Source organism: Pseudomonas sp. TJI-51, from assembly GCF_000190455.2.
Taxonomy (GTDB): domain Bacteria; phylum Pseudomonadota; class Gammaproteobacteria; order Pseudomonadales; family Pseudomonadaceae; genus Aquipseudomonas; species Aquipseudomonas juntendi.
This window is the reverse complement of sequence record NZ_AEWE02000059.1, coordinates 60,003-73,052: the sequence shown is the minus strand read 5'-3', so window position 1 is coordinate 73,052 and position 13,050 is coordinate 60,003. Positions and strand designations below refer to the sequence as shown.

The following is a 13,050-nucleotide window of genomic DNA, read 5'->3' as shown; positions in this document are numbered from 1 at the left end:
GGCGTCAACCTTTAATTCAAATAAACTTTCAGGGCGCTTAAAAAGCAAAGCGGGGAGGCCTGGCGGCCTCCCCGCTATATAGCTAGACCAGCATTCCCTACAACACGCCAACGCTGCGCAACTGGCGCACTTCTTCCGCTCCTAGCCCTAACACCTCCTCAAGCACCACCTCGGTATGCTCACCCAACATAGGCGGCGCCAGCCGATACTCGACAGGCGTCGCCGACAAACGTATCGGGCTCGCCACCTGCGGCACATTGCCTGCCAACGTATGCGGGATACTGACCGCCAGCCCGCGAGCCAGCACTTGGGGGTCGCGGAACACCTGGGCAAGATCATTGATTGGCCCACACGGCACACCGGCGGCCTCCAACTGGCTCACCCATTCGGCCGTGGTCTTGAACACGGTGGCCTGGCGAATCAATGGAATCAGCTCAGCCCGGTTGGCCACACGCAGCTTGTTGGTGGCAAAGCGAGGGTCAGTCGCCCATTGAGGCTGCCCGGCCACCTCGGCGAACTTGCGGAACTGGCTGTCGTTGCCCACGGTAAGAATGAAATCGCCATCCGCCGTCGGAAAATCCTGATAAGGCACGATGTTGGGGTGCGCATTGCCCAGGCGACGGGGCGCCGTGCCCGTGGTCAGGTAGTTCATTGCCTGGTTCGCCAGGCAAGCCACCTGCACATCCAGCAGCGCCATGTCGACGTGCTGACCGACCCCAGTCTGGTCACGGTGGGCGAGGGCAGCCAACATAGCCACCGTTGAGTACAGCCCGGTCAGAATGTCGGTAAGGGCGACACCCACCTTGACCGGGCCTGCGCCTTCCTCACCTTCCGGGCGCCCCGTCAGGCTCATCAGCCCACCCAGCCCCTGGATCATGAAGTCATAGCCAGCGCGCCGGGCATAAGGCCCGGTCTGCCCGAAACCGGTAATGGAGCAATAGATAAGCCGCGGATTGTCGGCCTTGAGGCTCTGGTAATCCAGCCCATAGGCCGCCAGCCCACCCACCTTGAAGTTCTCGATGACGATATCGCACTTCGCCGCCAGCTCACGCACCAGGCGCTGGCCCTCTGGCCGCGTGAAATCGATCGTCACCGACCGCTTATTGCGGTTGGCCGACAGATAATAAGCCGCCTCGCTCGTGTTCTCGCCATTGGCACCTTTAAGGAAGGGCGGCCCCCAGGCGCGGGTATCGTCCCCACTGCCCGGCCGCTCGACCTTGATCACGTCAGCCCCCAGGTCGGCGAGGATCTGGCCAGACCACGGACCGGCCAACACGCGCGACAGGTCCAGCACCCGCAGATGTGATAACGCGCCCATGGACTGGCTCCTTATCAATAGAAAGCCTGGATACCGGTTTGCGCGCGGCCCAGGATCAGCGCATGCACGTCGTGCGTACCTTCATAGGTGTTGACCACCTCCAGGTTGACCAGATGACGGGCGACACCGAACTCGTCGGAAATCCCGTTACCACCAAGCATGTCGCGCGCCATGCGTGCGATATCCAGCGCCTTGCCGCAAGAGTTGCGCTTCATGATCGAGGTAATTTCCACCGCCGCGGTGCCTTCGTCCTTCATGCGCCCAAGGCGCAGGCAGCCTTGCAGCGCCAGCGTGATCTCGGTCTGCATGTCCGCCAGCTTTTTCTGGATCAGCTGGTTTGCAGCAAGTGGGCGACCGAACTGCTGACGGTCCAGCGTGTATTGGCGGGCGGTGTGCCAGCAGGCCTCTGCAGCACCCAGCGCCCCCCAGGAAATGCCGTAACGTGCCGAATTCAGGCAAGTGAACGGACCTTTGAGGCCACGCACATCGGGGAAGATGTTCTCTTCCGGCACAAACACATTATCCATGACGATCTCGCCGGTAATCGACGCGCGCAGACCGACCTTGCCATGAATTGCAGGCGCACTCAGGCCCTGCCAGCCCTTTTCCAGGACGAAGCCACGGATATCTCCGGCGTCATCCTTGGCCCAGACCACGAATACGTCAGCGATCGGGCTGTTGGTGATCCACATTTTGCTGCCGCTCAGGCGATAACCGCCCTCGACCTTCTTGGCCCGGGTAATCATCGAGCCCGGGTCAGAGCCATGGTTAGGCTCGGTCAAACCGAAGCAACCGATCCATTCCCCACTCGCCAGCTTGGGCAAGTACTTCTGTTTCTGGGCTTCGGTACCGAATTCGTTGATCGGCACCATCACCAGCGAAGACTGAACGCTCATCATCGAACGATAGCCGGAGTCGATGCGCTCCACTTCGCGGGCAATCAGCCCATAGCACACATAGTTCAAGCCGCTGCCGCCGTATTGCTCGGGGATGGTCGCACCCAGCAGGCCCACTGCCCCCATTTCGCGAAAAATCGCCGGGTCGGTCTGCTCATGACGAAACGCCTCGAGTACACGCGGGGCCAGCTTGCCCTGGGCGAACTGATAAGCGCTGTCACGCACCATGCGCTCTTCTTCAGTGAGCTGCTGATCCAGCAGCAGTGGATCGATCCAGTTGAAGCTTGCTTTACCAGCCATGGGCGGAATCCTCGAGAAGGGGGCGGAGTTTTTATGTGCCTTTGAGCCTAGGACTGATTGCCCGCTGATACAAACGAGGATTGCGCACCATATAGTGATATTTTGTCACTTCGAAAATCAGAACCCCGCCACATTTTCGGCCTTACGAGTGAGGTTGACGTACATGCGACGCAAGATCCCCAGCACCTCTGCATTGGTTTGCTTCGAGGCCGCTGCGCGTCACCAGAGCTTCACCAAGGCCGCCCAGGAGCTTTCCTTGACCCAAGGCGCCGTCTGCAGACAGATTGCCAGCCTGGAAACGTTCCTTAACGTAGAGTTGTTCCGCCGCTCGCGCCGTGGTGTGAAGCTGACCGAGGCGGGCCTGTCGTACAGCCGCCAGGTTGCCGCGCAACTGGACGCAGTGGAGCGCGACACCTTGTCAGTGATGCGACAGCAGGGCGCCAGCGTGATCGAACTGGCAGTAGTACCGACATTCGGTACCCAATGGCTGCTACCGCGCCTCAAAGACTTCCAGCAGCGCCACCCGGAGGTCACCGTGAACCTCACCAACCGCACCCGGCCATTTCTGTTCGCGGACACAACATTCGATGCCGCCATCTATTTTGGTGATGGCGACTGGTCTGGCACACAGTCGCAGCGGCTGATGGGGGAAAACCCGTTACCCGTATGCAGCCCGGCACTGCTGGGCGGGCAAGGCACGCTCGAAGCACGGCATATCGCTGAGCTGCCACTGTTGCAGCAAAGCACGCGGCCGTATGCGTGGCGGCAATGGTTCGCAAGCGTGGCCATGAATGTGGAACGTGACATGACCGGCCCACGCTATGAGCTGTTTTCGATGCTTGCCCAAGCGGCCATGCACGAGATGGGCGTCGCGCTGATACCGCCGTTTCTGATCCAGCGCGAGTTGCGGGAGGGTAGGCTGGTAGTCGCTAACAGACACGTCCTGACTAGCGACAAGGCCTACTATCTGATGATTCCAGAACGCAAGGTGGAGTCCGCATCACTGCGCGCATTCCGTGACTGGCTGGTGAGGCAAGCGCAGGCATATGCCCAGGAACGGGACAACCTGACCCTGTAGTCAATTATTTTTAACACCTACAGATATATGTATTTGTCGCGTATTCGTAAACTGTTACGTACGCACAAAAATACCCGCTAACCGTCCTGACTACGGGGCTTTGCGGGTTATTTTGCGACATCGAACAAGCCATCAGCGAACTGGCCAAAATTTTTTTGTTTTTTTCTCCTAATCTGGCAATAGCCCGTAGTTGATGGGCTGCGACCTTATGCGTGCGACATGCGGTCACAGGGTGACTTGTAGTTTTAACTTCGTTTCGCTCCAGAACCGGTTGAAGCCCTATGGGTTCGTCTGCAAAATGCTTCGCCCGCCCAGGATCCGGCGGGATGGCGCTCCACAGCCACCCAGCACACCATTCGCAGTGCGCTGGCTTTGACAAAAACAAAGGTCACCGCAGGAGAAATAGTCGTGCACATTGGTGTTCCTCTCGAGACGCAGACCGGTGAGACAAGGGTCGCTGCGACCCCCGAAACCATCAAGAAACTGATTGGCCAGGGCCATCAGGTCACCGTTCAACGGGGGGCAGGGCTCAACGCCGCCATTCCGGACAGTGCCTATGAGGCCGTGGGTGCTTCCCTGGGGACCGCAGCCGATGCATACGGCGCCCAACTGGTCCTGAAGGTGGTCGCGCCCAACGACCAGGAACTGGCCCTGATCAACAGCGGCAGCCTGCTGGTAGGTATGCTCAACCCCTTCAACAGCGAACTGATCGGCAAAATGGCCGAACGCGGGATCACCGCCTTCGCGCTGGAGGCCGCGCCCCGCACGTCAAGGGCGCAGAGCCTGGACGTGCTGTCGTCACAGGCGAACATTGCCGGTTACAAGGCCGTGCTGCTGGCTGCCCATCACTACCCACGCTTCATGCCCATGCTGATGACCGCCGCCGGTACGGTCAAAGCCGCCCGGGTACTGATCCTGGGTGCGGGCGTTGCCGGCCTGCAGGCCATCGCCACGGCCAAGCGCCTGGGCGCAGTGATCGAGGCGTCCGACGTACGCCCGGCGGTGAAGGAGCAGATCGAGTCGCTGGGCGCCAAGTTCATCGACGTCCCCTACGAGACCGACGAAGAACGGGCGTGCGCCGAAGGCGTCGGCGGCTATGCCCGGCCGATGCCAGCCAGTTGGATGCAACGCCAGGCCCAGGCCGTGCACGAGCGCGCCAAGCAGGCGGATATCGTCATCACCACCGCATTGATCCCTGGCCGCAAGGCGCCAACCCTGCTCAGTGCCGAAACAGTGGCCCAGATGAAGCCTGGCTCGGTCGTCATCGACCTGGCCGCGGCCCAAGGCGGCAACTGCCCGCTGACCGTGGCGGACCAGGTTGTTCAGGCGCATGGCGTGACCATCGTCGGCCCTACCAACCTGCCGGCCCAGGTCGGCGCCGATGCCTCGGCGCTGTATGCGCGCAACCTGCTGGACTTCATGAAGCTGCTGTTCGACAAGGACGGCGCACTGACCATCAACCTCGAAGACGACATCGTCGCGGCCTGCCTGATGTGCCGCGATGGCCAGGTCGTCCGCAAGAACGGCTAAGGAGCACGACAATGGAAGACATGCTGATTTCCCACGGCATCTACAACCTGATCATCTTCGTGCTGGCCATTTATGTGGGCTACCACGTGGTGTGGAACGTCACCCCGGCGCTGCACACCCCACTCATGGCGGTCACCAATGCCATCTCGGCGATCGTCATCGTCGGTGCCATGCTGGCCGCCGCACTGACCGTCACCCCTGCCGGCAAACTGATGGGCACCCTGGCGGTGGCCCTGGCCGCAGTCAATGTGTTCGGTGGCTTCCTGGTCACCCGCCGCATGCTGGAAATGTTCAAGAAGAAAACCAAGAACGAGGCGCAGAAGTAAGCATGAGCATGAATCTGGTAACGCTCCTCTACCTCGTCGCCTCGGTGTGCTTCATCCAGGCGCTCAAGGGCCTGTCGCACCCGACCACCTCGCGGCGCGGCAACCTGTTCGGCATGATCGGCATGGGCATCGCCATCCTCACTACGGTTGGCCTCATCTACAAGCTCGCGGCGCTCTCCATCGGCAACGGTGGGGCTACGACCGGCATCGGTTACGTACTGGTCGGCCTGCTGGTGGGTGGTACCGCCGGTTCGATCATGGCCAAGCGGGTCGAGATGACCAAGATGCCCGAGCTGGTCGCCTTCATGCACAGCATGATCGGCCTGGCTGCGGTGTTCATCGCCATCGCCGCAGTGCTCGAACCGCAGTCGATGGGCATCGTTGCAGCCATCAGCGACCCGATCCCTACCGGTAACCGCCTGGAACTGTTCCTCGGCGCAGCCATTGGTGCCATTACCTTCTCTGGCTCGGTGATCGCTTTCGGCAAGCTGTCGGGCAAATACAAATTCCGCCTCTTCCAGGGTGCACCCGTACAGTTCGCCGGTCAGCACAAGCTCAATCTGATCCTGGGCCTGACCACCATCGCCTTGGGCCTGCTGTTCACGTTCACCGGCCATTACAGTGCCTTCACCCTGATGCTGGCCCTGGCCTTTGTCATGGGTGTGCTGATCATCATTCCGATTGGCGGCGCCGACATGCCGGTGGTTGTTTCAATGCTCAACAGCTACTCGGGTTGGGCAGCTGCGGGTATCGGCTTCTCGCTGAACAACTCGATGCTGATCATCGCGGGCTCGTTGGTGGGCTCTTCTGGCGCCATCCTGTCGTACATCATGTGCAAGGCGATGAACCGTTCGTTCTTCAACGTCATCCTCGGCGGCTTTGGTGGCGATACCGATGCGGGGGCGGCGCAAGGCTCGCAAGAGCAGCGCCCGGTCAAGTCCGGCTCGGCTGACGATGCCACCTTCCTGTTGAGCAATGCCGACAGCGTGATCATCGTTCCGGGCTATGGCCTGGCGGTGGCCCGTGCCCAGCATGCACTCAAGGAACTGACCGAAAAGCTGACCCACAACGGTGTGACCGTGAAGTACGCGATTCACCCGGTTGCGGGGCGTATGCCTGGGCATATGAACGTGCTGCTGGCCGAAGCCGAAGTCCCTTACGACCAGGTCTTCGAGATGGAAGACATCAACGCCGAGTTTGGCCAGGCCGACGTGGTACTCGTGCTGGGCGCGAACGACGTGGTCAACCCGGCGGCAAAAAACGACCCCAAGTCGCCCATTGCCGGCATGCCGATTCTCGAAGCGTTCAAGGCCAAGACCATCATCGTCAACAAGCGCTCGATGGCCAGTGGCTACGCCGGCCTGGATAACGAACTGTTCTACCTGGACAAAACCATGATGGTATTCGGTGACGCCAAGAAGGTCATCGAAGACATGGTCAAGGCAGTGGAATAGAACACGGCAGCAAACCCGCCGATATAAAGAAAGCCCCGGTAAGCATCTACCGGGGCTTTCTTTTTGTTGATCCGGATCAACGGCTCTACCGAGAGGCTTCTCATACGACCATGGTCGTGGGACGGCAATGGGCGAAATCTCTAGACTGCGCTGCAGTAGTTTCAGCAGCCCGAGATAACAATCCATGTACCGTGACCGTATCCGCTTGTCCTCTCTGCACAGCAAGGTAATGAGTGCGGCTGATGCCGCTGGTCTGATCGAGGACGGCATGACTGTCGGCATGAGCGGCTTTACCCGCGCCGGTGAGGCCAAGGCCGTCCCGCATGCACTGGCCGAACGTGCCAAACAGTCGCCACTGAAGATCAGCCTGATGACCGGCGCCAGCCTGGGCAACGACCTGGACAAGCAACTGACCGAGGCCGGTGTATTGGCCCGCCGCATGCCTTTCCAGGTAGACAGCACCCTGCGCAAGGCCATCAACGACGGCAAGGTGATGTTCATCGACCAGCACCTGTCGGAAACCGTCGAACAACTGCGCAACCAGCAATTGAAGCTGCCGGACATCGCGGTCATCGAAGCCGTGGCCATCACTGAGCAGGGCCACATCGTACCTACTACATCGGTGGGTAACTCGGCCAGTTTCGCCATCTTCGCCAAGCAGGTGATCGTCGAGATCAACCTCTCGCACAACACCAACCTCGAAGGTTTGCACGACATCTATATACCCACCTATCGCCCGACCCGCACGCCCATTCCGCTGGTCAAGGTCGACGATCGTATCGGCAGCACCACCATCCCGATCGACCCGGCGAAGATCGTGGGTATCGTCATCAGCGACCAACCGGACTCGCCATCTACCGTGTTGCCGCCAGATGACGAAACCCAGGGTATCGCCAACCACCTGATCAACTTCCTGAAGAAGGAAGTGGAAGCTGGCCGCATGACCAACAAGCTCGGCCCACTGCAGGCCGGCATCGGTAGCATTGCCAACGCCGTGATGTGCGGCTTGATCGAGTCGCCCTTCGAAGACCTGACCATGTACTCCGAAGTGCTGCAGGACTCGACCTTCGACCTGATCGACGCCGGCAAGCTGCGTTTTGCATCGGGCAGCTCCATCACCCTGTCGACCCGTCGCAATGCCGATGTATTCGGTAACCTTGAACGCTACAAGGACAAGCTCGTACTGCGCCCGCAGGAAATCTCCAACCATCCGGAGGTCGTGCGGCGCTTGGGCATCATCGGTATCAATACCGCGCTGGAGTTCGACATCTACGGCAACGTCAATTCCACCCACGTGTGTGGCACCAGGATGATGAACGGCATCGGTGGCTCGGGTGACTTCGCCCGTAACGCCCACCTTGCTGTATTCGTTACCAAGTCGATTGCCAAAGGCGGTGCAATTTCCAGTGTGGTGCCAATGGTCAGCCATGTGGACCATACCGAACACGACGTGGACATCCTGGTCACCGAACAAGGTTTGGCCGACCTGCGTGGCCTGGCCCCGCGCGAGCGGGCACGCGTGATCATCGACAACTGTGTGCACCCAGACTACCGCGCGGCACTGAACGATTACTTCGAGCGCGCCTGCCAACGTGGCGGCCATACGCCACATATCCTGCGCGAAGCGCTGAGCTGGCACGAGAACCTGGAAGAAACCGGCCGCATGCAAGCGAGCTGATCCAGCGGCGGCATGGAACAGCAGCCCCGCTTCTGCTGTTCCAGCCCATTCGCGTTTCACGTCCAGACACAAGAATATCCAGAACTGTACTACTGTACCTGTCCTAGGCTTCTTTCAAGCCTGCAGAACATCGCCACATACCAAAAATGCACCATAAAGATGCAGACCAGTACAGTTGCGCCTGTTTCGAGTGCAACAGTAGGGTTACACAGTTAACTGAGCCATCGTCTTTCGCATGAACTGTATCTACTGTTCTGGACAAGAGAGGAGGATCATTGGCATCAGTTAAATCACTACCTAATCCCGCCATAAGCGGAAGGATGACGCATCATGGAACGTACCCTCAGTTCCGGTCTGGTTTTTGAAAGCAACGCCCAGCAATCCAACGCATCGCTGCCGCTGCGCGCACTGTCCACTCTGCTGCTGTGGCAGCGCCGCATGGCAAGCCGCCGTCAACTGGCTCGCCTGGACGCTCGCCTGCTGGCCGACGCTGGCATCAGCGAGTCGCAGCGTTACGAAGAGCTGAGCAAGCCTTTCTGGCGCTAAGCACCGGCTTGCCGGCTTCGGCCGGCACCGCGAATTCCTGAAACCCGTTGCAGGCAACTGCGACGGGTTTTTTGTTTGTGGCATGCAGAGGTCAGCGCCAAGCGCTGAACAGGTACAGTTTGTGTAGTACAAATCCAAACCGATACAGTTCACGGCCCGTTCTTCGTTAACATCTGGAAACACCCGCGCGTGATACGCTTGGCTTGGCAGTCTGGTAGAAACAACTGTCATAAGTACCGCGACCAGCAATGCGAGCGTCCGATAAGCAGAACCACCCGACCCGAGTTCAGGAGTGCACGAAATGTCCCGTAAATATCTGATTGGCGCCGCTATTATGCTGAGCCTGGCTGGCACCGCGAACGCCACCAGTTTCGTCGTCACCACTGACGCTGTAGTAGGGGCAGTAGCTGCGTCCACCGACGCCACCTCGGATGTTTCTTCGTCGTTCCGTGACGATAAAATCGTCCAGGCCGCCCGTGACGACGCTGCCAGCTTCGTAGGCAGCCAAGGCGATATCCGCGGTGCCAAGCTGGAAAGCGCGTTCCGGCACATCCGCGCACAAATGCCAAGCCTGCAGGCCAGCGACGCCGAACTGGCCCAGGCCATTCTGGCAATCTAAGCGCCGGCAAGCGCCCAGGCTGTGCCGGGTGCCCCGTACAGCCAGGCCAGCCCTCGCCACCCTTACTTCCAGTTGTCGTAGAGCCCATGCGTTATCTGTTGCCGCTGCTGTTTTCCCTTGCCGGCATGGCCAGCGCCCATGCCATGGACACCACTACCCAAGGCCTGGTGATCTCGGCCTACGCCACCAGCCAGGTCACCACTGCACCCTTTGATCGCAAATTGGTGCGTGAGGCCCGTGACGATGCCGCGGTATTCGTCGCCACCCATGGCCAGATCCGCGGTGCTCGGCTGGAAGCTGCCCTGGAATCATTACGCCATAATTGCGCACGGCAGGGCGTTGGCGATCTGGAACTGGCGCAAGCAATTCTCGTCCAATGACTACATCTGACTCCCTGTAATTTTTCGGAGATGCTCCATGCGTAAACCGCTGATTGCCGCTACCCTCGGCATGCTGCTGCTGGCTGACCTGGCCCAGGCACAGACCCTGGTGGCCACCAGCAACATCATCGTGCGTGCCTTTGGCCGCTCGATCGACTTCACCTCGGACACCACCACTTCGATCCGCGACTCGAAAGTGGTACGCGAAGCCCACGACGACGCAGCCAGCTTCGTGGCCAGCAACGGGGACATCCGTGGCGCGCAGCTCGAAGCTGCCCTCACCACCCTGCGCGAGCGCGTTCCGGAAGCACGCGGCGCCAGCGACCAGGTATTGGCCGAAGCCATCCTCGCACTGTGAAGCCCGTGCGTGCCTGGCTGTTCGGCTGCGCCCTGACGCTGCTCGGCACGCCCGCCCTGGCCGGCCTGCAGCTCGAGCTGCAGTCGTCCGGCCTCGACCCACAGCAGACCCAAGCCAGCCAGGCCCTGCTTGACGAGGCCATGGCCAAGCTGCCCCCGCGCTTCAAGCAGCAACTCGACCGCCGCGTGCAGGTCAGCTGGAGCGACAACATGCCAGCCGACGCCTATGGGCAGGCCACACTGGTGTCCACGCTTCAGCTCAACCGTCGCCTGCTGCCCGGGCTCACCGATGGCAGTGCCGCCATTGAGCGCACCAACCGCCCTCATGGCACCGTGCGACAAGAGCTACTGGCCACTGTCCTGCACGAGCTCAGCCATATCTACGACCGTGCGCGCCTATGGCCCAGCCGTGAAAGATCGCTGATTGCCCGCTGTAAACGCCAACAGGGCACCGTGGGCAAAATCGGCCTGCCTGAGGAATGCCGCGGCCAGGCTGAGCGCCGCTTCACCCTGAGCGATGACCCACGCCTGCTTGACCTGGCCGGCTGGCCGCAATACGTGGGCCGCCGGGGTGAGCGTGAGCAGCACAACGGCCAGTTCGTGCGCAGTCCCGACAGCTATGAACTCAGCAGCCCCAAGGAATACCTCGCGGTGAACATGGAGTACTTCCTCCTGGACCCGAGCTACGGTTGCCGCCGCCCAGCGCTCAACCAGTACCTGCATGAGCATTTCGGCTGGGCACCGCCACAGAACACTTGCGCCAAAGGCTTGCCATTCATCAATGCCGGTAGCGACTTCGCCCGCCAGCCACTGGGCGAAATCGACCCCGAACGGGTTTATGAAGTGGACTACCTGCTGGCCGAAGCCAACCAGAACCTGGTCAGCCGCTGGGGCCACAGCATGCTGCGCCTGGTCATCTGCAAACCTGGCCGCCCCCGCGGGCCAGACTGCCGCCTCGACCTGGACCAGAGCCTGGTACTGTCATACCGCGCGTTCGTCAACGATGTGCAGCTATCGAGCTGGGACGGCCTGGTCGGCGTCTATCCATCGCGCCTGTTCGTGCTACCGCTGGGCCAGGTCATCGACGAATACACCAAGACAGAGCTGCGCAGCCTGGCCTCGGTGCCCTTGAAGCTGAACCGCGAAGAGGTTGAAAACCTGGTACGCCAGGCTGCCGAAATGCACTGGAGCTACGACGGCAACTACTGGTTCCTGTCCAACAACTGTGCTGTAGAGTCACTGAAGTTGCTGCGCAGCGGCACCGCCAACCCGCAATTGAATGACCTGGACAGTATCATGCCCAACGGTTTGCTGGCCGTACTCAAAGGCAGGGGGCTGGCCGACACGAGCGTGCTCGACAACCCCCGCGAGGCGCTGCGCCTGGGCTACCGCTTCGACTCCTACCGCGAGCGGTACCAGGCCATGTTCGAGGTGCTGCGCAAGCAATTGCCGATCAAGCAGCAACTGGTAGAAGACTGGCTGGCCTTGAGCGCCGAGCAACGTCGCCCCTGGTTCGCCCAGGCCGACCTGCGCACCAGCGCTGCGCTGCTGCTGCTGGAGCAGGCCAGCCTGCGCCGGCAACTGTTGCTAGCCCAGGACGAGGTCAAGCAGCGCTACCTGAATGCCGCAGCGTTGAAAGATGGCAGCGTCAACAAGGCCGATGCCACCCTCAAGCAAATGCTTGCCAACAGCGGCTTCCTCAGCCGCCCGGCAGAATTGCTCGACAGCAAAGGCTATGGACTGCCGCAGCCCGAAGAACGCGAACGCCTGGAACGGGAGAGCAAGGAACGGCAGGCCCGGTTGCTGCGCCTGAGTACCAACCTGGACAAGGAGGTGAGGGCGCTGCTGGAGCCTTCGCGGGCCAGGGAAATTTCTGCGGTAGAGGCCAATGTGAAGCAGATAGGCGAGCATTTGCGGGCACTGCACAAGGCTGCAGGTGGCCTGCAGTTGTAATTGCGCCTATCCGCGGCGAGCCGGCTTCCACCTAGTGGAGTTGGCTTGCCAGCGGCAGGACCCGCAGCACGAGCACAGCATCTTAAAGGCGTTCCCCGTGCTCCCCCGGCAAATCCTCATCAAGGTGCAGCCAAGGCAACCGGCTGCCTACCCAGATATGGCGGTTGGCGCGCACGCCCTCCGGGTGGTCGAGGGTGGCTACGGTCACATCGATGGTCTCGGGACTGTGCGTGGTCACCAGCGCCACATGGGCCCCACACCGCCCACAAAAGTAACGGCTGCAACTGGGCGGGGCCACGTAGCAGTTCGGCTTACCCGTTAACCAATGGAAATCCGAGCGGGGTAGGGTCAGCCAGGTCACGACCAGCCCACCACTTACCCGCCGACAGATCGTGCAGTGGCAGTGGGCGATGTCCGTCAGGTCACCCGCCAGCCGATACCGCAACGCGCCGCAATGGCAGCCACCCTCGGTCACATGCTGCATCATCTACCTCTCGTCGCCTTTGCTTCAGCGAAAGCTGGCTGAAAGCTTGTGCTCATAGGATAGCGCCACCACCGGCACAAGACCGGTCAGCCAGGGCACCCGGTAACAACCGCGCCCGGCCCAATCAACAA

13 protein-coding genes are annotated in these 13,050 nt (G+C 60.8%); 10 read left to right on the top strand and 3 right to left on the bottom strand.

Translation table 11 applies throughout. The annotated features are described in order from the left end of the window. Positions 1-97: 97 nt before the first annotated feature. Entirely contained in the window at positions 98-1,318 is a 1,221-nt protein-coding gene (locus G1E_RS13735; RefSeq protein WP_009683553.1) for a CaiB/BaiF CoA-transferase family protein, read from the bottom strand. A 14-nt stretch (positions 1,319-1,332) separates the two neighbouring features. Next, positions 1,333-2,514 carry an acyl-CoA dehydrogenase gene (locus tag G1E_RS13730; protein ID WP_009683554.1) on the bottom strand — a complete coding sequence of 394 codons (1,182 nt, stop codon included), beginning with the start codon at positions 2,512-2,514 and terminating at the stop codon, positions 1,333-1,335. 163 nt (positions 2,515-2,677) lie between these two features. Here G1E_RS13730 and G1E_RS13725 point away from each other — a divergent pair, with 163 nt between their 5' ends. The 10 genes from G1E_RS13725 (at position 2,678) to G1E_RS13680 (ending at position 12,435) form a co-directional block, all read left to right on the top strand. After that, positions 2,678-3,592, top strand: a complete 915-nt coding sequence (locus G1E_RS13725) for a LysR family transcriptional regulator (protein WP_009683555.1) — start codon at positions 2,678-2,680, stop codon at positions 3,590-3,592. 408 nt (positions 3,593-4,000) lie between these two features. Continuing rightward, complete coding sequence (locus G1E_RS13720) at positions 4,001-5,122, top strand: Re/Si-specific NAD(P)(+) transhydrogenase subunit alpha (RefSeq protein WP_009683556.1); 1,122 nt, start codon at positions 4,001-4,003, stop codon at positions 5,120-5,122. A gap of 11 nt (positions 5,123-5,133) precedes the next feature. Next, positions 5,134-5,448 carry an NAD(P) transhydrogenase subunit alpha gene (locus G1E_RS13715; RefSeq protein ID WP_003256966.1) on the top strand — a complete coding sequence of 105 codons (315 nt, stop codon included), beginning with the start codon at positions 5,134-5,136 and terminating at the stop codon, positions 5,446-5,448. A 2-nt stretch (positions 5,449-5,450) separates the two neighbouring features. Further along, complete coding sequence (locus G1E_RS13710) at positions 5,451-6,902, top strand: NAD(P)(+) transhydrogenase (Re/Si-specific) subunit beta (protein WP_009683557.1); 1,452 nt, start codon at positions 5,451-5,453, stop codon at positions 6,900-6,902. Positions 6,903-7,086: 184 nt separating this feature from the next. Then, positions 7,087-8,580 carry an acetyl-CoA hydrolase/transferase family protein gene (locus tag G1E_RS13705; RefSeq protein WP_009683558.1) on the top strand — a complete coding sequence of 498 codons (1,494 nt, stop codon included), beginning with the start codon at positions 7,087-7,089 and terminating at the stop codon, positions 8,578-8,580. Between the two features lie 330 nt (positions 8,581-8,910). Further along, the gene (locus G1E_RS13700) at positions 8,911-9,126 is read left to right on the top strand and encodes a DUF1127 domain-containing protein (RefSeq protein WP_003256968.1); all 216 of its coding nucleotides are present in this window, start codon (positions 8,911-8,913) and stop codon (positions 9,124-9,126) included. Between the two features lie 301 nt (positions 9,127-9,427). Continuing rightward, positions 9,428-9,745: a DUF2388 domain-containing protein gene (locus G1E_RS13695; RefSeq protein ID WP_009683559.1), complete on the top strand. Its 318-nt coding sequence runs from the start codon at positions 9,428-9,430 to the stop codon at positions 9,743-9,745. 86 nt (positions 9,746-9,831) lie between these two features. Continuing rightward, positions 9,832-10,125, top strand: a complete 294-nt coding sequence (locus tag G1E_RS13690; protein ID WP_009683560.1) for a DUF2388 domain-containing protein — start codon at positions 9,832-9,834, stop codon at positions 10,123-10,125. Between the two features lie 37 nt (positions 10,126-10,162). Continuing rightward, positions 10,163-10,483: a DUF2388 domain-containing protein gene (locus tag G1E_RS13685; protein ID WP_009683561.1), complete on the top strand. Its 321-nt coding sequence runs from the start codon at positions 10,163-10,165 to the stop codon at positions 10,481-10,483. Beyond that, positions 10,480-12,435, top strand: a complete 1,956-nt coding sequence (locus tag G1E_RS13680) for a DUF4105 domain-containing protein (protein WP_009683562.1) — start codon at positions 10,480-10,482, stop codon at positions 12,433-12,435. The genes G1E_RS13685 and G1E_RS13680 overlap by 4 nt, the downstream gene beginning before the upstream one ends. 82 nt (positions 12,436-12,517) lie before the next feature. On the opposite strand, the gene G1E_RS13675 is transcribed toward G1E_RS13680, so the two are convergent. Beyond that, the gene (locus G1E_RS13675; protein ID WP_029885362.1) at positions 12,518-12,919 is read right to left on the bottom strand and encodes a GFA family protein; all 402 of its coding nucleotides are present in this window, start codon (positions 12,917-12,919) and stop codon (positions 12,518-12,520) included. Positions 12,920-13,050 lie beyond the last annotated feature (131 nt).